The 20,351-nt window shown below is 67.5% G+C and carries 19 protein-coding genes and 1 pseudogene; 10 read left to right on the top strand and 10 right to left on the bottom strand.

All coding sequences use genetic code 11. The features are described 5' to 3' along the window. Positions 1 to 19 precede the first annotated feature (19 nt). The 4 genes from QMF22_RS15515 to QMF22_RS15500 are packed head-to-tail and all read left to right on the top strand — an operon-like array spanning position 20 to position 2,632. Positions 20 to 583, top strand: coding sequence for a phosphoribosyltransferase (locus tag QMF22_RS15515; RefSeq protein WP_283455238.1), 564 nt, complete (start codon positions 20 to 22; stop codon positions 581 to 583). Next, a complete protein-coding gene (locus tag QMF22_RS15510; protein WP_283455236.1) occupies positions 580 to 1,287 on the top strand; it encodes a Type 1 glutamine amidotransferase-like domain-containing protein in 708 nt (235 codons plus the stop codon). Before QMF22_RS15515 ends, QMF22_RS15510 begins: the two co-directional genes overlap by 4 nt. 51 nt (positions 1,288 to 1,338) lie before the next feature. Continuing rightward, positions 1,339 to 2,061 (top strand): uracil-DNA glycosylase, encoded by a 723-nt coding sequence (locus QMF22_RS15505; protein ID WP_283455234.1) that lies wholly within the window; start codon positions 1,339 to 1,341, stop codon positions 2,059 to 2,061. Further along, positions 2,054 to 2,632, top strand: a complete 579-nt coding sequence (locus QMF22_RS15500) for a GNAT family N-acetyltransferase (RefSeq protein ID WP_283455232.1) — start codon at positions 2,054 to 2,056, stop codon at positions 2,630 to 2,632. Before QMF22_RS15505 ends, QMF22_RS15500 begins: the two co-directional genes overlap by 8 nt. Positions 2,633 to 2,764: 132 nt before the next feature. On the opposite strand, the gene QMF22_RS15495 is transcribed toward QMF22_RS15500, so the two are convergent. Further along, complete coding sequence (locus QMF22_RS15495; protein ID WP_283455230.1) at positions 2,765 to 3,580, bottom strand: SDR family NAD(P)-dependent oxidoreductase; 816 nt, start codon at positions 3,578 to 3,580, stop codon at positions 2,765 to 2,767. Positions 3,581 to 3,657: 77 nt separating this feature from the next. On the opposite strand from QMF22_RS15495, the gene QMF22_RS15490 reads away from it, so the two are divergent. Continuing rightward, a complete protein-coding gene (locus QMF22_RS15490; RefSeq protein ID WP_283455228.1) occupies positions 3,658 to 5,088 on the top strand; it encodes an amidase in 1,431 nt (476 codons plus the stop codon). 16 nt (positions 5,089 to 5,104) lie between these two features. On the opposite strand, the gene QMF22_RS15485 is transcribed toward QMF22_RS15490, so the two are convergent. Next, positions 5,105 to 7,162: an MMPL family transporter gene (locus tag QMF22_RS15485; RefSeq protein ID WP_283455226.1), complete on the bottom strand. Its 2,058-nt coding sequence runs from the start codon at positions 7,160 to 7,162 to the stop codon at positions 5,105 to 5,107. Between the two features lie 96 nt (positions 7,163 to 7,258). Here QMF22_RS15485 and QMF22_RS15480 point away from each other — a divergent pair, with 96 nt between their 5' ends. Both QMF22_RS15480 and QMF22_RS15475 read left to right on the top strand, forming a co-directional pair. Then, positions 7,259 to 7,741, top strand: coding sequence for a Fur family transcriptional regulator (locus QMF22_RS15480; RefSeq protein WP_283455224.1), 483 nt, complete (start codon positions 7,259 to 7,261; stop codon positions 7,739 to 7,741). Positions 7,742 to 7,788: 47 nt separating this feature from the next. Further along, complete coding sequence (locus tag QMF22_RS15475; RefSeq protein ID WP_283455222.1) at positions 7,789 to 9,279, top strand: catalase; 1,491 nt, start codon at positions 7,789 to 7,791, stop codon at positions 9,277 to 9,279. Positions 9,280 to 9,345: 66 nt separating this feature from the next. Here the strand turns inward: QMF22_RS15475 and QMF22_RS15470 are convergent, their stop codons facing one another. From QMF22_RS15470 to QMF22_RS15450, 5 genes are all read right to left on the bottom strand, one after another. Further along, positions 9,346 to 9,705 (bottom strand): Fe-S oxidoreductase, encoded by a 360-nt coding sequence (locus tag QMF22_RS15470; protein WP_283455220.1) that lies wholly within the window; start codon positions 9,703 to 9,705, stop codon positions 9,346 to 9,348. A gap of 9 nt (positions 9,706 to 9,714) precedes the next feature. Further along, positions 9,715 to 11,187, bottom strand: coding sequence for a dihydrolipoyl dehydrogenase family protein (locus QMF22_RS15465; RefSeq protein WP_283455218.1), 1,473 nt, complete (start codon positions 11,185 to 11,187; stop codon positions 9,715 to 9,717). Between the two features lie 155 nt (positions 11,188 to 11,342). After that, positions 11,343 to 12,131 carry a crotonase/enoyl-CoA hydratase family protein gene (locus tag QMF22_RS15460; RefSeq protein WP_283455217.1) on the bottom strand — a complete coding sequence of 263 codons (789 nt, stop codon included), beginning with the start codon at positions 12,129 to 12,131 and terminating at the stop codon, positions 11,343 to 11,345. Positions 12,132 to 12,337: 206 nt separating this feature from the next. Then, positions 12,338 to 13,171, bottom strand: a complete 834-nt coding sequence (locus QMF22_RS15455) for an arginase family protein (protein ID WP_283455215.1) — start codon at positions 13,169 to 13,171, stop codon at positions 12,338 to 12,340. 140 nt (positions 13,172 to 13,311) lie between these two features. Further along, positions 13,312 to 14,043: a PspA/IM30 family protein gene (locus QMF22_RS15450; RefSeq protein ID WP_283455213.1), complete on the bottom strand. Its 732-nt coding sequence runs from the start codon at positions 14,041 to 14,043 to the stop codon at positions 13,312 to 13,314. Positions 14,044 to 14,254: 211 nt separating this feature from the next. On the opposite strand from QMF22_RS15450, the gene QMF22_RS15445 reads away from it, so the two are divergent. Continuing rightward, entirely contained in the window at positions 14,255 to 15,019 is a 765-nt protein-coding gene (locus QMF22_RS15445; RefSeq protein WP_283455211.1) for a gamma-glutamyl-gamma-aminobutyrate hydrolase family protein, read from the top strand. Positions 15,020 to 15,778: 759 nt separating this feature from the next. Further along, positions 15,779 to 15,985: pseudogene (locus QMF22_RS17550) on the top strand (hypothetical protein); the annotation flags it as partial. Positions 15,986 to 16,048: 63 nt separating this feature from the next. Here the strand turns inward: QMF22_RS17550 and QMF22_RS15435 are convergent. The 3 genes from QMF22_RS15435 to QMF22_RS15425 all read right to left on the bottom strand — a co-directional run bounded on the left by QMF22_RS15435 (position 16,049) and on the right by QMF22_RS15425 (position 19,563). Then, positions 16,049 to 16,249 (bottom strand): hypothetical protein, encoded by a 201-nt coding sequence (locus tag QMF22_RS15435; protein ID WP_283455210.1) that lies wholly within the window; start codon positions 16,247 to 16,249, stop codon positions 16,049 to 16,051. 169 nt (positions 16,250 to 16,418) lie between these two features. Next, the gene (locus QMF22_RS15430; RefSeq protein WP_283455264.1) at positions 16,419 to 18,230 is read right to left on the bottom strand and encodes a gamma-glutamyltransferase family protein; all 1,812 of its coding nucleotides are present in this window, start codon (positions 18,228 to 18,230) and stop codon (positions 16,419 to 16,421) included. A gap of 118 nt (positions 18,231 to 18,348) precedes the next feature. Then, the gene (locus QMF22_RS15425) at positions 18,349 to 19,563 is read right to left on the bottom strand and encodes a multicopper oxidase domain-containing protein (RefSeq protein WP_283455208.1); all 1,215 of its coding nucleotides are present in this window, start codon (positions 19,561 to 19,563) and stop codon (positions 18,349 to 18,351) included. A 257-nt stretch (positions 19,564 to 19,820) separates the two neighbouring features. On the opposite strand from QMF22_RS15425, the gene QMF22_RS15420 reads away from it, so the two are divergent. Continuing rightward, the gene (locus QMF22_RS15420) at positions 19,821 to 20,327 is read left to right on the top strand and encodes a hypothetical protein (protein ID WP_283455206.1); all 507 of its coding nucleotides are present in this window, start codon (positions 19,821 to 19,823) and stop codon (positions 20,325 to 20,327) included. The last annotated feature ends 24 nt before the right edge of the window (positions 20,328 to 20,351 follow it).

Genomic DNA, 20,351 nt, shown 5'->3' with positions numbered 1-20,351 from the left:
ATATGGATAGCATTGACGGATGACACTTGATGCCGAGGCCGTGCCCACTTCGCCCCCTATTGACCGCGAAATTCTGCAGTGGACCGATTTCGCTGAAGCGTCCCGCGAGTTGGCGACCCGAGTGCGGGCGAGTGATTTTCACCCGGATGTCGTGATCGCCATCGCCCGCGGCGGCCTGCTGCTGGCCGGTGCAATCTCGTACGCCCTCGGCACCAAGAACTGCGGCAGCATCAACGTCGAGTTCTACACCGGCATCGACGAGCGCCTGCCCGAGCCGGTGCTGTCGGCGCCGATGCTCGACGCCCCGGCCCTGGCCGGCAAGAAGGTGCTGCTGGTCGACGACGTCTCCGACTCCGGACACACGCTCGCGCTCGTTATGCGCCTGCTCGGCGAGACCGCCATGGAGGTGCGCACCGCGACGCTTTACACGAAGCCGCGCACCGTGCACGTGCCCGACTTCACCTGGCGCGAGACCGATAGGTGGATAGTCTTCCCCTGGTCGGCGCTGCCGCCGGTGCCGGGTGCGCCCGAGGATATTGCGCCCGAAGCGCTCGCCGACCTGACGAAGGGGGTGACCGCGTGAGCGTGCACCTGGTCGGCGGCGGGGGAGACGCCGAGAGCGACATTCCGGTTTTCGCGACGTTCAGGGCCGAGGTCACGGCTCAGGCTTTCAGAGCCGACCGCGACGAACCGATCGTGGCGATCATCACCGTCGGCCCGGGCTCGGCCCACGCCGAGGAACTGGCCGCTGCTCTCGGGGTTACCGCCGCGGCTCGACTGACAGTGCTCGCCCCCGGCGATGTGGCCGCCCTCACCTCCGTATCTGCGGTCGACGGCATCATCGTCGGCGGCGGCGTGACCCCCGACTATCTGGCCGCACTGCTGCCGATCGCGGGCGAGATTCGCCGCCAGGTCTCGGCCGGCGTACCCTACCTCGGTTTCTCGGCCGGCGCGATGATCGCTGCCGAACGCGCCCTGATCGGCGGCTGGCGTATTGGCGGCGTCGAGGTCACGCCCCAGGACGTGTCGGAGGGCCTCGACGAGATCACCCTCGCCCAGGGGATCGGACTGCTCGACGTGACGGTGGACGTGCACGCCGCCCAGTCCGGCAGCCTTTCCCGGCTGATCGCCGCGACCGAGGCCGGCCTCATCGACGGCGGCCTCGCCATCGACGAGAGCACCGTGCTCGTGGTCGGCGAGGGTGCGCTCCGCGTGCTCGGAGCCGGCAGCGTCTGGAACGTCAGCCAGGCCGACGGCGGCGTGCTCGTGAGCACCCTCGGCGCCTGACGTTCTCGTGACACCCGTGAAGCGGATGCCGCGGCACTCACCCGACCCCGCATGAACCTCGACGACCTCGCCGCCAGCGGCCGAATCGACCCCGGCTGGGCGCGAGCACTAGCGCCCGTGGCCGATGACCTGGCCAGGGTCTCCGAGTTCCTGGCGAGCGAACGGGCGGCCGGCCACGAGGTGTTACCAGCGCCGGAGCACCTGCTGCGCGCGTTCCGACAGCCGTTCGACGCCGTGCGGGTGCTCATCGTCGGGCAGGATCCGTACCCCACACCGGGGCATCCGATCGGCTTGGCCTTCGCCGTCAATGCCGACGTGCGGCCCGTTCCGCGCAGTCTGGGCAACATCTACACCGAACTCGGCACCGATCTGGGCCTGCCGCGCCCCGAGCACGGCGACCTCTCGGCCTGGTCCGATCAGGGCGTGCTGCTGCTCAACCGAGTGCTCAGCGTGCGCGTCGGCGCGGCCGGTTCGCATCGGCGGCACGGCTGGGAAAGCGTGACCGACCAGGCCATTCGTTCCCTGGTGGGGCGGCGGCATCCGCTCGTGGCGATTCTGTGGGGCAAGGATGCCGGCGCGCTTACGCCCCTGCTCGGCGACACACCCGTGCTCGAATCGGCGCACCCGAGCCCGCTGTCGGCCCGGCGAGGATTTTTCGGCTCGCGCCCGTTCAGCGAGGCGAACCGGTTGCTCACCGAGCAGGGAGCGGATCCAGTTGTCTGGGAGCTTCCGGTAATCTGGAACCAACCAGAAAGGGGAGTGCCCGGTGCTTGAGGAAGAATACGAGCCTCGTCGTCGGCTGCCCCGCCACCTGCGGCCGGAAGTTGCCGCCGAGGCGCCGTTCGATTACGAGATGCGCGAGGTGCGGGCCACCGATCTGCCGCACATTCGCGAGATCTACAACTACTACGTGGCCAACAGCACCGTCACCTTCGACGAGGATGCGATGACGCTCGCCGAGTGGCGCGACAAGTTCTATTACCTCAACAAGCAGGGCATGCCCTTCATCGTTGCGGTCTCGCCGGCCGGCCAGATTCTCGGGTACGCCCTGGTCAGCCCGTGGAAGCAGAAGAAGGCCTACCGGTTCACGGTGGAGAACTCGATCTATCTCGGCGCCGCATCGACGGGCAAGGGCCTCGGGCGCGAGTTGCTCGGCGAGCTGATCAAGCGCTCCAAGGCAGCCGGCCTGAAAGAGATCATCGCCGTCATCGCAGACCAGGGAGCGGATGCGTCGATCAAGCTGCACCGCGACTTCGGCTTCGAGGAGATCGGCCGCATGGGCAAGGTCGGCTTCAAGTTCGAGCGCTGGCTCGGCACGATTCTGCTGCAGAAGAGCCTGAAATAACACATCGGGCGTTGCTCTAAAGGGCCGAAGTCTGCATCTCGCTGGTAGCTCGAGACAGGACGCAATCTGCCCCATCAGTGCCCGTGCTGGGGCCGATGTTGTCGTTTCGCGGCGGGGCCGCGTTGGGCAGCGTCAGCGCGGTGTGTTCAGGCGGCCCACTGCGTTGAGCACCGCGCGGCGGGGGTAGATGCTCGCGACCCGTGCGAGCAGGGCGTTGCGGGCGCCGACCAGCACCACCGACGGGGTCACCGAGCGGTCGAGCGCGGAGAACGAGGCGCGCATGACCTCCTCCACGGTGAGGGGTGTTCCCTTCTTGCCGCCGCTGGTCTGGGCGACCTCGAAGAACTCGGTGTCGGCGGGCCCCGGACAGATCGCGGTCACCTTGAGGCCGCTGGCCCTGGTCTCGTAGCTGACGGCCTCGGTGTAACTGAGCACGTAGGCCTTGGTCGCTCCGTAGACCGCCATGCGCGGTACCGGCTGGAACGCCGCCGTGCTGGCCAGATTCACCAGCGCCGCGGTGTGCGGATTCACCGAGGCCGTCTCGACCAAGTCGGGCAGAAGAGCATGGGTCAACGCGGTCAGGGCGTGCACGTTGAGGGCGACCTGCTCCCGTTCCCGCTCCTCGTCGGAGTCGAGAACGGTGCCGAAGGTCGCGAAGCCCGCGTTGTTGACGAGGGTGCCGATGGTGATCGACCGCTCGCGCAGGTCGCGCACCAACTCGGGTACGGCATCCGCTGTGCTGAGATCGAGCGGGATGACGGTGGAGACCGTGCCGTATTTCTCGGCCAGGTCGACGGCGAGGGCTTCGAGGCGGGCCTGCCGACGGGCGACGAGCACGAGATCTGCGCCGCGCTGGGCGAGTTCGTGGGCGTACCCGACGCCGAGTCCGCTCGAAGCTCCGGTGATGAGCGCGGTGGTGCCGATGGGATTGTACAGAGCGCTGGCCATGGCTTGAGGCTAGCCGCCCTGGGCGTGCATAACCAGTGTTGGCTGGCCGCGGGCCCCGGTCGAACTAGGCTCGGCACATGGCTGATCCACACGAACTGACCGCCCTGGAACAATGGCAGGCCCTGCAGAGCCGCGAAATCAGCCCGAGCGAACTCACTGAGCATTACCTCGGGCGCATCGAAAAATTCAACCCGGCGCTCGGCGCTTTCGTCACCGTCACCGCGGATGCCGCCCGGGCCCGCGCCCGGTTCGTCGAAGAACGGATGCCCCGCACCGCGCCGCTCTGGGGCCTCCCGTTTGCCGACAAGGACCTCTACCTGCGCGCCGGGGTGCGCACCGGTTTCGGCTCGCGCCTGTTCGACGGCTTCGTGCCCGATCAGTCCGATGACCTCGTGCAGGCGCTCGACGACGCCGGCGGAGTCAGCCTCGGCAAGACCAACACCCCCGAATTCGGCCTGGCCTCCTACACCGAAAGCCTCGCTGCGCCACCTGCCCGCACCCCCTGGAACCTCGCGCTCGGTGCCGGCGGATCCAGCGGCGGTGCCGCCGTCGCGGTCGCCGCCCGCCTGCTGCCGTTCGCGCCCGGCTCCGACGGCGGCGGGTCCATTCGCATTCCCGCTGCCGCCTGCGGACTGGTCGGGCTCAAGCCGAGTCGTGGGCGCGTGCCCGCCGCCTCCGGCATCGACAAACTCGGCGGCCTCCCGGTCGGCGGCCCGCTCGCCCGCACGGTAGCGGATGTCGCCCTGCTGCTCGACGCCATGATCGCTCCCCGAGACGGTCACCCCGACCACCACTACGCCCTGCGCGCCCCCGGCGATGAAACGCCGCTGCTCGCGGCGGCGGTGCGCGGCGAAGGCCGGTTTCAGCTCGGCGTCATGACCACCTCGGCCTGGGATGACGACTACTCCATTGCGATCGCCCCCGAAGCGCGAGCCGCCCTCGACCTGGCCGTGGCGGGATTCGCCGCCCTGCACCACGGGCTCGAGGAGACCGCCCTCACGCCCGACCCGAGCTATGTGCCGGCATTCCGCACCATTTGGCAGGCGGGGGCCGCGGGCATCCCGGCCGAGACCGACGCCGAGATCGCCCAGCTCGAACCACTCACCCAGTGGTTGCTGGCCCGGGGCCGCGCGCTCAGCGCCCGCGACCTCGCCGAAGCGCTCGCCGCACTGACCGCATTCGAGCGGTCGTTCATTCACCAGCTGTCGAAATTCGATGCCGTTCTGACCCCGGCCATGGCACTGACGCCGCGACCGGTCGGCTGGTACGACGCCGACGATGCCGAAGCCAACTTCGCCCAGCAGGTGCAGTACACGCCGTTCACCTCGATGATCAACGTGAGCGGGCTGCCGGCCATCGTGCTGCCGGTGCACCAGACCGACGACGGCTTGCCCATGGGCGTGCAGCTCATCGGCCGACCGGGCGGCGAGGCCACGCTGCTCGCGCTCGGCGCGCAGCTGGAGCGGCGCATCCGCTGGCAGGATCGGGTTCCGCCCGAGCCCGCGTAGTGTCAGGCCCCTCGGGCTAGCCGCGCGTAGCGACAGGTCGCGACGGCCACCAGAACCGGTCATCGACCAGAAAGACCAGGGCCGGCACGAGCACGGTGCGCACGACGAGGGTGTCGAGCAGCACCCCGATGCAGACGATCACGCCGATCTGCGTGAGCGCCACGACCGGCAGCACGCCGAGCACGGCGAACACGGCCGCGATCAGAATTCCGGCGCTCGTGATGACCGCACCGGTCGACGACAGCGCCCGCACCATGCCCTCGCGGGTGGCGTAGGCCCGCGCTTCCTCTCGCGCCCTGGTGGTCAAAAAGATGTTGTAGTCCACGCCGAGGGCCACGAGGAACAGGAACGCGAACAACACCACGTTGGTATTGAAGGCGGCGAAACCGAGCAGGTTCTGAAAGATCAGGTTCGACACACCGAGGCTCGCGAAGAAGGTGCCGAGCACGGTGACGATGAGCAGGATCGGCGCCACGAGTGAGCGCAGCAGCAGCGCCAGAATCAGAAAGACGATGCCGAGGATCAGCGGCAGGATCAGATTCTGGTCCCGTTCCGCACTGGCCTTCGTGTCGAGAGCCGTGGCATCGGTGCCGCCGACCAGCGACTGCGAAACGGCGGCCGGGGCATCCGCTAAATCGGTGCGTAGTGCGGTGATCGTGGCGAAGGTCGCGTCGCTGCCGGGTTCGCTGTTGAGCGTGACGTCGATCCGGGTGAGCCCGCCGGCGTTCTCGCCGGCCACTGCCGCGGAGACCCCGGGGGTTTTGAGGACGACGGCGACGGCGTCAGCGGACGCTGCATCCGGCGACAGCACGACCGTCTGGCTGGTCAGCCCCGCCGAAAAAGACGCATCCACGATGTCCTGTGCAACGACGGACTCCGGGTTACCGAGCAGCTGATCGGCCTGGGACAATCCGACGGCGGCGCCGTTCAGCCCGAACGCGAGCGACCCGATCGCTAGAACGGATACGACCGTGATGATCACCGGATGTTTCGACACGCCTCGGCCGAGCCGGGTCCAGAAGCCGGTGCGCGGGGCGGCGGAAGCAGCCTGCACCCGCGGAATGAATGGCCAGAATAGCCCGCGCCCGCACACCACAAGGGCAGCCGGAAGCACGAGCAGGGCGAACAGGATGGCAATGATCACGCCGATGGCGCAGGCGATGCCGAGAGCCCGGTTGCCGGCCAGCTCGGCGAAGACGAGGGTAGCCAGGCTCAGCGCGACCGTTCCGCCGCTCGCCGCGATCGCCGGGCCGGCGCTCGTCACGGCGGTGCGCATCGCCTGATTGCGGTTCTCGGTGTGCAGCAATTCCTCGCGATAGCGGGCCACGAGTAACAGGGCGTAGTTGGTGCCCGCGCCGAACACCAGCACCGAGAGAATGCCCGAGATTGACGCGTCGAGGGCGAAACCGAGCGGCTCGGCCAGCGCCCCGGCCACCTTGCCGGCCAGGCCGTCGGCCAGACCGACCACGACGAGCGGCACGATCCACAGCACCGGGCTGCGGTACGTCACGATCAAAAGAACAGCCACGACGATCACGGTCACCAGCAGTAGGCGAAAGTCGGCTCCGGCAAAGGCATTGGTGATGTCTGCCTGAAAACCGACCGGTCCGGTGACATAGGCGTTCAGTCCGCTCGGCAGGCCGGCCGACGCCGCCTGGCGGATGTCGGTGGCCGTCTTCTCGATGTCGGCTGTCGCTCCGAGGGCCTCCAGCGGCATCACGCTCAGGGCGGCCTGGCCGTCCTCGCTGAACTGCGGAGTCGCCGCCCGCGGGGCGATCGACGCTGCACCGAGCTCCCCGGCGGCGGCGGTGATCGCGGTCTTATCGGCCGCCGTCAGCGCGGCCCCGTCCCGGCTCCAGACCACGATCGCCGCGGTCTGATCGGCCGAGGGAAACTCCGCGAGAAGTTTCGTGACCTGGGCGGCCTGGCTGCTTTCTGGCAGCCCGGAGGCTGGAAAATCAGCGGATTCATTGGCCGGAAGCAGAGTGAACAGCAGTCCGACGGCAACGATGGTGCCGAGCAGAACCGCCCAGGCGGTGCGTTTGCCGGTGATGAAGCGAGTGATCGCGAGCACAGTTCCTCCCAGAACCTCGATAGTCGCTATCCTAGCTAGGTAAAAGTGGCTACCAGATTGTTTTGAATCAATCAAAACAACTGCTAGGGTCGAAGCATGCCTTTGACCGATGCCTGCCACGACGACGGGGGGCTTCGCCTCGCCGCGGCCGACGCCGGGTTGCTGGCCGACAGCATCCGCTCTGCCGGTCTCAAGGTGACCGCGCCACGGCTGGCCGTGCTGCGCGCCCTTACCGACAGGCCGCACTCCAATGCCGACGCCCTGTTCGGCGCGGTACATTCCGACCTGCCGGGTACGTCGCTGCAGGCCGTCTACGGGGTGCTCGCCTCGTTCGGAACCGCCGGGCTGGTGCGCAAGATCGAACCGGCCGGCTCGCCCGCGCTGTTCGAACGCCGGGTCGGCGACAACCACCACCACATCGTCTGTACCCGCTGCAGCGTGGTGCACGACGTGGATTGCGCCGTCGGCCACGCCCCCTGCTTGACCCCAGCGGATGCGCTCGGTTTCGACGTGCGCGCCGCCGAGGTCATCTACTGGGGCCTCTGCGCACAATGTCAGGCCGACACTTCGGCCCCCTAAACTTCCGCCGTCAACTTCGCGTTGCTGATCCACACTCAAGGAGCTCCATGACTATCAAGCCCACCACCGCCCAGACGGGCACTCCCGTTGCCAGCGACGAGCACTCGCTCACCGTCGGCGACAACGGCGTTGCCGCCCTGCACGACCGCTACCTGGTCGAGAAGCTCGCCCAGTTCAACCGCGAGCGCATTCCGGAGCGCATCGTGCACGCCAAGGGCGGCGGAGCCCACGGCGAGTTCGTCGTCACCGGCGACGTCTCGAAGTACACCCGCGCGGCCGTGTTCCAGCCGGGCACGAAGACCGACACCCTGCAGCGCTTCTCCAGCGTGGCCGGCGAGCAGGGCAGCCCAGACACCTGGCGCGACGTGCGCGGCTTCTCCGTGAAGTTCTACACGACCGAGGGCAACTACGACATCGTCGGCAACAACACCCCGGTGTTCTTCATTCGCGATGGCATCAAGTTTCCCGACTTCATCCACTCGCAGAAGCGACTGCCGGGCACCGGCCTCCGCGACGCGACCATGCAGTGGGACTTCTGGACCCTTTCCCCCGAGTCGGCCCACCAGGTCACCTACCTTATGGGTGACCGTGGCCTGCCGCGTTCCTGGCGTGAAATGCCCGGCTTCGGCTCGCACACCTACCAGTGGATCAACGCTGCGGGCGAGCGTTTCTGGGTGAAGTACCACTTCAAGTCCAACCAGGGCAACGTGGAGATGGAAGGCTCAGAGGCCGAGCTCATTGCCGGAGCCGACGCAGACTATTACCGTCGCGACCTGTCCGACGCGATCGCCGCCGGCAACTTCCCGTCGTGGGACGTCTCCGTTCAGGTCATGCCGTACGAGCAGGGCAACACCTACCGGTTCAACCCGTTCGACGTGACCAAGGTGTGGCCGTTCGGCGACTTCCCGCTGATCCCGGTCGGAACGCACACGCTCAACCGCAACCCCGACAACTTCTTCGCCGAGATCGAGCAGGCAGCGTTCTCGCCGGCCAACCTCGTTCCCGGAATCGCGGCGAGCCCAGACAAGATGCTGATGGCGCGCATCTTCTCCTACCCCGACGCGCAGCGCTACCGCGTGGGCACCAACTACGCTCAGCTGCCGGTCAACGCTCCGGTCAGCCCGGTGAACAACTACTCGCAGGACGGCGCGCAGCGCCACCACTTCAACTCAGCCGACCAGCCGAACTACGCACCCAACTCCCTCGGCGGCCCCGTCGCCGACCCCGCTGCTGCCGGCGAGGGTGCCTGGGAGGGGGACGGAACGCTGCTGCGCGCCGCCGCGACCCTGCGCAGTGAAGACAGCGACTTCGGCCAGGCCGGAACGCTCTACCGCGAGGTCTACGACGACGCCGCCAAGGCGCGGTTCCTCGACACCATCACCGGTGCCATCGGCGGCGTGACCCGCCCCGAGGTCACCGAGCGCGCTATCTGGTACTGGACCAGCGTTGACGCCGACCTCGGCGCCAAACTGCGTGCGAACCTCGCCGTGTTCGCCGAAGCCGCTGCCGTCGATGCGGAGTACGTCGCCGCGAAGTAGAATCTCCGGCTACACGAAACCGCCCGGCCTGTTCGCAGGCCGGGCGGTTTCGTGCATCCGCTAGAGCTAGCGGATGTAACCGCCGTTTTTCAGGCCGGCCTCGATCTCGAAGCGGTTCTTGAGCGGATTGTGCCCGGCAACCGCGTAGAGCAGCGGAAAGACCATTCCGAAGCGCTGCCACTGACGCTTGTGCACGGCTTCGTGCTCGAGCACGGCCGCGGTCACGTTCTGATTGGTGAGGTAGCAGCCGCCCACGCAGGAACCGCCGCGCCCGAAGGTCCACGGCGGCATGCCGCGGAACACGAACAGCCCGGCCCGTTTCTCAACCCGGCCGGTGCTCCAGATCGAGCCCCAGACCAGGCCGAATGCGGTTGCGTACAGGTACCCGGCGCGGCTGAGTGGTGAATCGAAGAGGAGGCGGCGCATCAGGTCAGCCTAATTCTTCGATGGTGTGTCATTGTCGGTGAACCCGGGACGACCGTAAGCCTCCAGCAGGCGCAGCCACACTTCGCTGAGGGTGGGGTAGCTCGGTACCGCGTGCCACAGCCGGCTGATCGGCACCTCGCCAACGATGGCGACCGTGGCGGAGTGCAGCAGTTCGGCGACGTCCTGCCCGACAAAAGTGACACCGAGCAGCACCTCGCGATCGAGATCCACGATCGCGCGCGCCTTGCCGACGTAGCCGACCGCGAGCACCGCTGAGCCGCCGAGGTTGGCGAGGTCGTAATCCAGAATGCGGATGCGATACCCCGCCTTCACAGCGGATGCTGCGGTGAGTCCCACCGAGGCCACCTCCGGGTCGGTGAAGGTCACCTGAGGAACCGCGGCGTGGTCGGCCGTCGCCACGTGCGCGCCCCACGGTGCCCCATCGACCGGGGTACCGGCCGCGCGGGTCACGATCGCATCGCCGGCCGCCCGGGCCTGGTACTTGCCCTGGTGGGTGAGGAGCGCCCGGTGGTTCACGTCGCCGGTGGCGTACAGCCAGTCGCCGGCCAGGGCGGGGGAGTCGCCCTGCACGAGCAGCGTGTCGTCGACGGCGAGCCACTCGCCGCCGTCGAGGCCGACCGTCTCGAGGCCGAGGTCGTGGGTGCGCGGGGTGCGGCCGATCGCCACGAGCACCCGGTCGGCGGTGACCGTGCTGTCGTCATCGAGGGTGAGTACGATGGCGTCCTCGTTGTCGCGGTGTGCCTGTGTCGTGGATGGGCCGACGAGCACGGTAACGCCGTTCTCTTGGAGCGCGGCGGTGACGAGTTCACCGGCGAACGGTTCCTGTCCGCCGAGCAGGGGGCTGCGGGCGATGACGGTCACCGCCGACCCGAGCGAGGCGTAGGCGGCGGCCATCTCGGCGGCGACGACACCGCCGCCGATCACGGCCAGGCGGGGCGGAATCTGCTGAGCGCTCGTCGCGTCCCGGCTGGTCCAGGGGGCGATGTCCTTCAGCCCGGGGATATCGGGGAGCAGCGCCGCCGACCCGGTGCTCACGACGACGGCGTGGGTGGCGGTGAGAACGGTCACCGCGCCATCCGCTTTCGTCACGGTGACTTCCTTGACTCCGGTAAGGCGGGCGTGGCCGCGTACCAACGCAATGCCGGCGGAGTCGAGCCACTTCGCCTGGCCGTCGTCTTTCCAATTGCTCGCAATGGAATCGCGTTGTTTCAGGGCGGCGCGCACGTCGACGGTTCCGGTGACGGCCTCGGCGGCGCCCGGTACCCGGCGGGCTGCCGCGAGGGCGGCGCCGCTGCGCAGCAGAACTTTCGACGGCATGCAGGCCCAGTAGGAGCATTCGCCCCCAACCAGGTCGCTCTCGACGACGACCGTTCTGAGGCCGCCCTGCGCGGTGCGATCGGCGACGTTCTCGCCGACAGCGCCGCCGCCGATCACGATGACGTCGTAGCTCTGACTCGACATTGAATCTCCTTGACGGGGGTGGAGGTGTGCGGGTTTGGTGCAGCCTACCCGAGGTTCTGGCGAATGCGTTGGTCGCCTCGGCGGCTCCGGGACCGCCTGAGGAAACCGGGACCATGATCAATCGTGGTCCCACTTTATGAAAGGTACGAGAGGGGTCAGCGGCCCACAAAGACGGCGGGTGTTCGGGTGAGGAAGGACTGCATGCCGATTCGGGAGTCCTCGGTCGCCACCAGTCGGGCGAGGGTGGGCTGCAGCGCTGCCTCAGCGGATGCCGCCCCCTCGCGCTCCGCCAACCGCGCGTTGGCGAGGGTGGCCTGGATGGCGAGGGGCGCCTGGGCGGCGATCTTCTCGGCGAGTTCGAGCGCGCGGTCGAACTGGGTGCCGTCCGGCACGATCTCCTGCACGATGCCCATGCGGTGCGCCTCGATGGTGTCGAACAGGTCGCCGGTGAGCAGCCAGCGCATGGCGTTGCCCCAGCCGGCTGCGCGCGGAAATCGAATGGTCGCGCCGCCGAACGGCAAAATACCCCGGGCCACTTCGATCTGCCCGAACTTCGTCGATTGGGCGGCGACCACGATGTCGCTCGCGAGCATCAGTTCGATTCCGAGGGTGAGACAGGTGCCCTGCACGGCGATGACGACCGGTTTGCTCACCGAAATGCCATCCACCTGCCACGGATTAATGCCGCCCTCCGGCACCATTTCGAGTCCGTTCGGGCCGAGCCTCGGGCCGATATCGGCGAGGTCGAGCCCGGCGGTGAAGTGCTCGCCGACCGCGTAGATCAGTCCGACGCGCAGTTCGGGGTCGCGGTCGAGCTCACCGTAGGCGAGTGACAGCTGCTGCAGCAGGGCGAAATCGGCGGCATTACGTTTCTCGGGCCGGTTCACCCCGATCAGCAGAATGTGGCCGCGACGTTCGGTGAGGATGCGGGGTTGGTCGGTCATGTGGGCCTCCATTGGCTGGTGTGAATTCTGACTGGTGAAACCCGGCAGTCCTGGCCGGACTGAAACGCTCCGCACCGGCATTGCTCCTGCATTTTGTGTGGGGGTGCCGTGGAGTCGCCCGGAGAGTCGCGGATGTGCCTTCGGTCGGCCAGATATTGCAGGAGTCATTCGGCAATGGCGCCCGCTGACTCCGTGGGGTGGCCGGCTCAGCGCGTGAGCGCTCCGATGATGCGCAGGATGCTCGGGAGGTCGTCGTTCGCAGCCTCGGGCGAGGCCGGCGCGAACCCGGTGATGGTCGCGCCGGCCAGCGTGAACTCGGCGCGCAGCGCGGCTATCGCACCGCCGAGATCGGCCACGCTCAGACCGAACGGAATCAGGTCGCTCAGACCATCGAGCGCCGACGGGTCGAGTACGTCGAGATCGATGTGCACGAAGACGTGCCTGGCGCCGGTCGCCGCGATGGCCGCGACGAGCGCGGCCGGGTCGGCCAGCTCCGAGCACGACACGCTCACCAGGCTGCGCTCGTGCAGCAGCACGTCTTCGGCGTCGTCGACGTCGCGAATACCGGCCAGCACCACGTTCTCAAGCGGCACGGTGCTCGACACCCGCAGGTCGAGTTCGGCCGGCCCCTCGCCGCTGATTGCGCGCAGCACCATGCCGCAGAACCCGCCCGACGGTGAGGATTCCGGCGTGTGCAGGTCGGGGTGGGCGTCGAACCAGACCACGGCCAGATCATTCGGATGCGTGCGCGCCGCGTGCTCCACCGCGGCCAGCGCGATGCCGCAGTCGCCGCCGATCGACAAAGCCCAGTCGGAGGTGTCCTTCAGAATCTTGGTGTGGCGCTCGCGCACCTGCGCGATGGCCGAGAAGCGGTGCACACCGGTGTCGAGCGCATCACCGGCCTCGACCGGCACGTCGACCAGGCGAGTGGCCGAGAACGGCAGGTCGCCCTGAATGGCCGCCGCCCCGTCGACCAGGCGCATCGCGCGCGGAGAAATCGAACCCTGCCACTGCGGTACTACAACGAAGGTGGGAGCCATACCTCAGTATGGCGCAGCCGCCGGGTAGGTCAGTATCCTCTTCGCCAGCAGCGAATATTCTGCGACACCGACCGGGCCTCACTCGACAACTTCGTGGGGTGTCACGGTGATTCAACCCCACGAAGTTGTCCACTCAGCGGCTAGCCCTCGATGGCGGCGGTGTTGCCTGCCTTGAGGGCGGCCAGGCGGGCATCCACTTCTGTCAGTTCGCCGAGGTCGTCGAGGCTTTCGAACTGGGCGTCGAGGCTCGACGCTGCGAGCTCCTGGGCACCGCGCACGCGGGCTTCTTCGCGGCGGATCTTGTCTTCGAAGCGGTTGACCTCGCTGGTGGGGTCCATCATGTCGATGCTCTTGACCGCGTCCATCACCTGCGCCTGCGCCTGGGCGGTCTTGGAACGCGCGATCAGCTCGGCGCGCTTGTTGGTGAGCTGCACCAGTTTCTCTTTCATGGCGTTCAGGCCGGTCTTGAGCTGGTTGACGATGGCCGTCTGCGACTGAATCTGCGGCTCGGCCGTCTTCGCCTCCTTCTCGCTCGTGAGCTGGCGACCGAGAGCGACCTTAGCGAGATTGTCGAACTTGTCGGCATCTGCAGCGTTGCCGACCATCCGCAATTCGTCGGCCTTGCGGCTGGCTGCGAGGGCCTTGTCACCCCACTCCACGGCGGCTTCCTGATCTTCGCGGTGGTCGTCTTCGAGCAGTCGCAGGTTGCCGATGGTCTCGGCGATGGCGCTTTCGGCGTCGGAGATGCTGCTGGAGAAGTCGCGCACCATCTGGTCGAGCATTTTCGCGGGGTCTTCCGCCGAGTCGAGGATCGAGTTGATGTTCGCCTTCGCGAGCTGGGCAATACGGCCGAAGATGGACTGCTTGGTCATTCGGAGGTCCTTTCAAAAGGAGTGACCCTGGGCGAGGTCTCGCCAGGAACGTGCGTGCCTGTTGCAAAGTTTAGGGTGGCCGGCAGACGTGAGTCTGGGAACCGCCGAAAATTCAAACCGGGAGCGATGTTGCCCCGTGTTACAGGGGCGCTCGCGTGCCCCGCGCGCCCCGCCCACAATGGAAACAACACCACGAGACGGGAGCCGCGCCATGAACCAAGAATTCACGAGCCGGATGCTCGCCGTCGTCGAGGTCACCACCGCGCGTCCCGACCGCCCCGCGTACCATGCCAAGGTGCAGGTGCTCAATGCTCGCGTCGTCACCGAGGCTGAAACGGCCGGCTGGACCGTCACCCGCGTCGCTGCGGCCGACGTCACGCCCGCCACTCTGCTCCACCTCACAGCGGATGCCGACGCCCTCGTCATCGTCGGCGGCGAAGACGTCGCCCCCCGCTTCTACGGCGGCACAACCGGTTACGAAGGCGAGACAGCGCACTTCGCCGCCGCCGACGAGGGCCAGATCGCTCTCGTGCAACGCGCCCTCGCGCTCGGCACCCCGCTACTCGGAATCTGCCGCGGCCTGCAGGTCATCAACGTCGCCCTCGGCGGCAACCTGGTGCAGCACATCGACGACGGCATCCACAAGAACATCGGCGTGCCGATCGACCAGATTCTCTCCACCCACGACGTCACGCTCAGCAGCGACAGCACCCTGGCCACGAGCCTCGGCCGCGCCGACATCTCGGTGCAGAGCGCGCACCACCAGATCGTCGACCGCCTCGGTGCCGGCCTCGTTGCTGCCGCGCACGCCTCTGACGGCCTGATCGAAGCCCTCGAGCACGAGACCGCGCCGATCACCGGTGTGCAGTGGCACCCCGAGGCGCCCGATGCCCCCGCCGACCAGCTGGCCCTGCTCTTGGCCTCCCTTGCCGCCCAGCACGACGCCCGCTCCCTCGCCGAGTCCCTCGCCGCCTGAGCGTTAGACCGTTCCGCGCCTTAGGTTGGTTCGCGTCGGAACGGGTCGCGCCGAAACAGGGATATCCGCTCCTCGCTCAAACATCGCGGGTGCGCAGGAAAGCTCCGAGAAAAGCGCTCGGAGCCTTCCTGCTTACCCACGAAACTCGCAACCCCGCGGACACCCCTGCCCCGTCGCTCGTGTCTCAGTAGTCGAGCGGCGGTGCGGGTTATTCGCGGAGTTGCGAGTTTTGAGGTGTTCCGGGGCGTTGCGCACGCTTTTCGCGCAAGGCCCCGGAGCACCTCAATGTTTGAGTGGGGAGCGGATGACCCATTCCGCCGCGACCCGCCCGAGCCGTCGGAGTTTTCGAGCTGACCGCCATCGATATACGCTCGGGAACGAAAAAGCCCCGGCACTTCTCGCCTGGGGGGAGGTGAGAAATATGCCGGGGCCAATCGTTGGAGTGGGGGAACTCCGTGTGTAACCGTACGGGGCATGGCCTGAGAAGAGGCTGATAAAAATGGAAAAATGAGTCTACCCCCACCGAGCGACCAGTCTCTCCCGGTCGGTCGGTTTGTTATGCATACGTTGTAACCGCTGGATCCCGACCTCATCGCGATCCCCGACCTGTCCTCCTGTGTGCCCATCTCGTGCATCAAGGAGGGCCTGGGCATCGTGCAGTGCGACCCGCACGTGAATGGCCAGCCCTGGCCCTATGCACCGCGGGTCATTCTCAAGCGGGCGATCGCTGAGCTCGCCGCGCGCAATCTGCAGGCCCAACCGACCGTGATGCTGTTCGTGCGCAATCCGACCGGGGTGTCACGCTCGCCCGAGGAATACGTGGAGAACGCGGATGCCGAGGCCGATGCGCGTGCGCTCGGTACTGGCCGACCTCCCGCAACCCGCCCTGCCCTGAGCCCGCGCCGCGAACCGGAAGAAACACAGAAGGCGGTGCCGACCCGCAATCGGGTCGGCACCGCCTTGTGAGGACTGATGGCATCGATTGGTCGGGTCAGTCGATGTCGTCGGTCGCGGGGAAAAAGGATCGGGTCAGGCGGCCTGGTGTTTGCCGGCTCCGACCGCGCTCGTCGCGTGGCTCCAGGCGAGCAGTTCGGCCTGCGCGCGCCGACGGCTCGCAGCAGTCTGTTTGGGGGGTACCGGAACGTTCATGCGGGAGCCGGGGCAATCCTTGGTGGAGTTAGCCAACGAGTGATAGGTCGCGAACCGGGTATCCGACGTGATCCATACCATTTGCTGGCATTCTGGGCACTCTGTCTGCAACATTTTCACGATTGTCCGTTCCATCGCCGACTCGGGTAATCGGTTCGATAGCTTCAATCTAGTGGGGATAGACAGGTTGATGTCCTCCCCACTCGTGGGGACAGCAGAAAACCCGAAAGGGTGGTATTTTGCCGCAGGATTAACGGCCGGCCGCGTAGCCCTGGGCCCCGCGCGGGTTAGCCGCCGCCTGCAGAAGCCCGGTCTGCGGCTCCCGCGTGACCGCGGAGATGCGGCCGAGTGCCCAGTCGCCCGCGCGGGTGATACGGTGGCCGCGCTGTTCCAGCTCGGTGATGACCGGCTCACCGAGTCGATTCTCCACCACGGCGCCGCCGGGCTCCCAGGTGCGCGGCCAGAACGAGCCCGGAAACGAGGTGCTGTGAAACGCCGGCGCATCGATCGCCTGCTGCGGGGTGTACCCGCCGACAATCGTGCGCAGCAGGTAGAGCAGCTGCCACTGGTCCTGCTGGTCGCCGCCGGGGGAGCCGAGCGCCGTCACCGCCTGCCCGTCCTTCAGCACGAGCGTCGGGGTCAAGGTGGTGCGCGGACGCTTGCCGCCGGTCAGGGCCGACGGTGCGCCCGGCTCGAGCCAGGTCATTTGCAGCCGCGAGCCGAGACAGAACCCCAAGTCGGGAATGGTCGGCGACGACTGCAGCCAGCCACCCGACGGCGTCGCCGACACCATGTTGCCCCAACGGTCGACGACGTCGATGTGGCAGGTGTCACCGCGCAGTTCGCCGGTCGAGAGCGTTTCGGGCTCGGCCACGGTGCGAGTTGGTGCGGCGCTGGCCGGTGCGGCCACCGTCGGTTCGCCCACCCCGGCGGATGCCCCCGCACCCTGCTCAGACAGCGCCTCCGTTGTGTACTCGGTGCGCAGCACCGGGTGATACGGGGTGTGGCCGGGAACGGTGCCCGGGCGGAACTCGTGCGAGGCGGCATCCGTGATGAGAGCCCGCCGGGTGGCCGCGTAGTCGGACGAGAGCAGGTAATTCAGGGGTACCGTGGTGTCGCCGAAGTAAGCCTCCCGGTCGGCGATCGCCAACTTCTGCGCCTCAAGAATCGTGTGCACGCCGCGCGCGGTCGACGGGTCGAGGTACTCGTCGCTGAAACCATCGAGAATCATCAGGGTCGCCAGCAGCGCCGGCCCCTGGCCCCAGGCGCCGGTCTTGGCGATCGTGTAACCGCGAAACTCGACGGTCACGGCCTCTTCGATGTCGGCTTCGAAGCCGGCCAGATCGGCCAGGGTCATCACGCCGGCGTGATCGGTGCCGGAGGAATGCCGGTGCGCCGTGCGCCCGAAGTCGACGATGGCACGGGCCACGAACCCCTCCCGCCATTCCAGCCTGGCTGCGTCGATGCGCCCCTCGCGGGTGGCGACGCTCGATTCCGCGGCGGCAGCGAGCAGGCGGTCAAGACTTCGCGCCCAGGCCGCATTGGTCACGAGGTCGCCGGCCTGGGGCAGGCGACCATTCGGCATCCACTGCGCTTTCGACGTGGGCCAGTGCTCGGCGAACAGAGTCGCAACGGAGTTGATCGTGGCCACAACCCGACCCAGAATCGGATGCCCGTCGCGCGCGTACCCGAGGGCGAAGGCGAGCACCTCGGGCAGTTCCCACGTGCCGTAGTCGCGCAGCAGCACGAGCCAGGCGTCGACCGCGCCGGGAACTGCCGCGGCGAGCACGCCCGACCCGGGAACGAGGTCGAGGCCCTGGCACCGGTAGTGCTCGATGGTGGCGTTCTCGGGGGCCGGGCCCTGCCCCATCAAGATGCGCGGGGCATCCGGTTCGCTGGCGGTGACGAAGACGCCGGTCATGTCGCCGCCCGGCCCGTTGAGGTGGGGTTCAACGATGTGCAGCACGAAGGCGCCCGCGACGGCCGCGTCGAAGGCGTTACCGCCGCGTTCGAGCACGGCCTGGGCGCACGCCGTCGCAAGCCAGTGCGTCGAGGCGGTCATTCCGAAGGTTCCCTGCAGGGTCGGACGGGTGGTGAAGGCGTTCGCAGCGGTATAGGTCACCCGTCTACCCTCGCACGCTGGTGGGCGGGGTGCCGGTCGGCACCCCGCCCACCAGCGATTACCGCGTGACCCGATAGCGGGTGAGCATGCCGGCGGTGATGTGGTCGTTGACGTGGCAGTGGAACAGCCAGGTGCCCACGTCGTCGGGAACCATGTCGGCGATCATCATGCTGGCCGGCAGCAGGCTCACCACATCGGTACGCATGCCCAGGGCGACAACCGTGTTGCCGTGCCAGTGCGGCGTGTGCAGGTCGACCTCTGTGCCCATCCCCATGAGATACCAGCGCACCCGCTGGCCCTTCTTCACCGTCATGGAGGCCAGCGGCTGGTTGCCGAAGACGTAACCGTTGACGGTGTGCATGAGGTTGCTCTCGCCGAATTCTTCGTTGGCGGGGTCAACGCTGGCCGGGTCGGCCGTGAACCGGTCGATATTGCGGGCCAGGTAGGGGCTTTCGTTCTCGTCACTGACCTTGAACTGCACGAATAGTTCGCGGTCGACGTCGTTCGGGGTGCCGTCGGCCCGTGCGGAGCCGGCGCGGGTGATGACTATTGGACCGACCAGTCCGGCGTAGTCATCGGCCACCTCGTCGGTGTGCGCGTGGTACATCCACATCACCGAGCTGCCGTCCATCGGGCCAGGGCCAGCGCGCTCCGGCACCTGGTAGGTGTAGGTGTAGACGCCGCCGGGCGGCACCGCGTCATCCGCTTTGGCGGCCCCCGTGGTGCCGTCGGCGTAGGGGGCGCCCTCGCTGCTTTTGGTGTAGAAGACACCGTGCACGTGCACGCTCGACGGGCGGTCGAGGTTGTTCTTGAAGACCACCTTGATGGTGTCGCCGACGACGCCGCGAATGATCGGGCCGAGCATGCCGAGGTGCTCGTCGGCGGCGGGGCGGGGCTTGAGGCGGCTGAAGCTCCCGTCGGTGTAGGCCCGATACAGCGACTTGATATAGGTGCTCCCGATGCGGTCAGGGCCCTGTTTGGTAAAGACGTCGGCGGTCGCGTCGAATGCCACGCTGGTGATCTCGTTGCGGCCGGAAGGGGCGTAGTTCCAATCCACCTCGTCGGCGCCAATGAAGTAGGTGCGGGTCTGGGCCGCGTAGCCCGTGCCGGATTGCAGTGTGGCGATGGCGGGGGAACCGAGCACCCCCGACAGCACCAGAAAGAAGGTGACGGTGAGCGCTGCGGCGGCCACGACGACGCCGAGCGGCCAGTTACGCAGTGGATGCCGGCGGGCCCGGTGACGCGGCCGAAGGGATGCTTCTGGCTCGACCATGCTGACTCCTCGTTCGGGCGGGCGTGCACCGGCTGGACACACCTCAACAACGGCACGGTATTGCCCATACCTTGCAGAAAAGTTGTTGCGGCGACGAGCGGATGCCGACCGCTCGCCACTTCGACTCATTTACGTCGAAGCAGCTCGATTTGTGCAATGATCAGGCGCACTGAGTGCGCGCTCAGGTCGGGGAACTCCGGCCGTTCGAGCACAACCGGCGCGGCGCGGCGCGGACTCGACATCGGGAGAGACGCACCATGAACTTTAATTGGGAATTCAACGGATTACCGCTGCACGTCGTCATCGTGCACGCCGTCGTGATCGTGGTTCCGCTGGCGGCACTGTGCGCGCTGCTGAGTGCATTCTGGCCGGCTGTTCGGCGGAGGTTGGGCATTGTCACGCCGCTCGTGGCCCTCGCCGCGCTCGGGCTGGTCCCCCTGGCTGTGCAGGCGGGCGAGTGGCTGCAATCCCGCCTTGTCAACGTCACCCCGCTGCTTGGTACCCACACTGGGCTAGGTCGCACCATGCTGCCGTGGGTGATAGCCCTGTTTCTCGTGGCCGTCGTGCAGTGGCTCTGGTATCGCTACTTTGCGGGTGCCGGCGGGCGTTTCGCATCCGTTTTGCCGAGCCGCAGGGGGCGTCTGGTGGCCACCATCATTCTCGACCTGGCCGTCCTGGTCAGTGCGATCGGCGCTGTGGTGACCGTGGCGCTCATCGGAGAATCGGGATCACGTGCGGTGTGGACCGGCCTCTTCACGTCGTAATGTACTAACGCCGTGGGTGCCTCA

It is taken from the genome of Cryobacterium sp. PH31-L1, assembly GCF_030063145.1.
GTDB lineage: Bacteria > Actinomycetota > Actinomycetes > Actinomycetales > Microbacteriaceae > Cryobacterium.
This window is presented reverse-complemented; position numbering and strand designations above follow the sequence as displayed.

Bases quoted from the DNA above. Each gene is read 5' to 3' on its own strand.
- QMF22_RS15515 (WP_283455238.1), top strand. From the start codon at position 20: ATGACACTTGATGCCGAGGCCGTGCCCACTTCGCCCCCTATTGACCGC.
- QMF22_RS15505 (WP_283455234.1), top strand. From the start codon at position 1,339: ATGAACCTCGACGACCTCGCCGCCAGCGGCCGAATCGACCCCGGCTGG.
- QMF22_RS15495 (WP_283455230.1), bottom strand. From the start codon at position 3,580: ATGGCCAGCGCTCTGTACAATCCCATCGGCACCACCGCGCTCATCACC.
- QMF22_RS15490 (WP_283455228.1), top strand. From the start codon at position 3,658: ATGGCTGATCCACACGAACTGACCGCCCTGGAACAATGGCAGGCCCTG.
- QMF22_RS15480 (WP_283455224.1), top strand. From the start codon at position 7,259: ATGCCTTTGACCGATGCCTGCCACGACGACGGGGGGCTTCGCCTCGCC.
- QMF22_RS15475 (WP_283455222.1), top strand. From the start codon at position 7,789: ATGACTATCAAGCCCACCACCGCCCAGACGGGCACTCCCGTTGCCAGC.
- QMF22_RS15470 (WP_283455220.1), bottom strand. From the start codon at position 9,705: ATGCGCCGCCTCCTCTTCGATTCACCACTCAGCCGCGCCGGGTACCTG.
- QMF22_RS15465 (WP_283455218.1), bottom strand. From the start codon at position 11,187: ATGTCGAGTCAGAGCTACGACGTCATCGTGATCGGCGGCGGCGCTGTC.
- QMF22_RS15460 (WP_283455217.1), bottom strand. From the start codon at position 12,131: ATGACCGACCAACCCCGCATCCTCACCGAACGTCGCGGCCACATTCTG.
- QMF22_RS15455 (WP_283455215.1), bottom strand. From the start codon at position 13,171: ATGGCTCCCACCTTCGTTGTAGTACCGCAGTGGCAGGGTTCGATTTCT.
- QMF22_RS15450 (WP_283455213.1), bottom strand. From the start codon at position 14,043: ATGACCAAGCAGTCCATCTTCGGCCGTATTGCCCAGCTCGCGAAGGCG.
- QMF22_RS15445 (WP_283455211.1), top strand. From the start codon at position 14,255: ATGAACCAAGAATTCACGAGCCGGATGCTCGCCGTCGTCGAGGTCACC.
- QMF22_RS15435 (WP_283455210.1), bottom strand. From the start codon at position 16,249: ATGGTATGGATCACGTCGGATACCCGGTTCGCGACCTATCACTCGTTG.
- QMF22_RS15430 (WP_283455264.1), bottom strand. From the start codon at position 18,230: ATGACCGCCTCGACGCACTGGCTTGCGACGGCGTGCGCCCAGGCCGTG.
- QMF22_RS15425 (WP_283455208.1), bottom strand. From the start codon at position 19,563: ATGGTCGAGCCAGAAGCATCCCTTCGGCCGCGTCACCGGGCCCGCCGG.
- QMF22_RS15420 (WP_283455206.1), top strand. From the start codon at position 19,821: ATGAACTTTAATTGGGAATTCAACGGATTACCGCTGCACGTCGTCATC.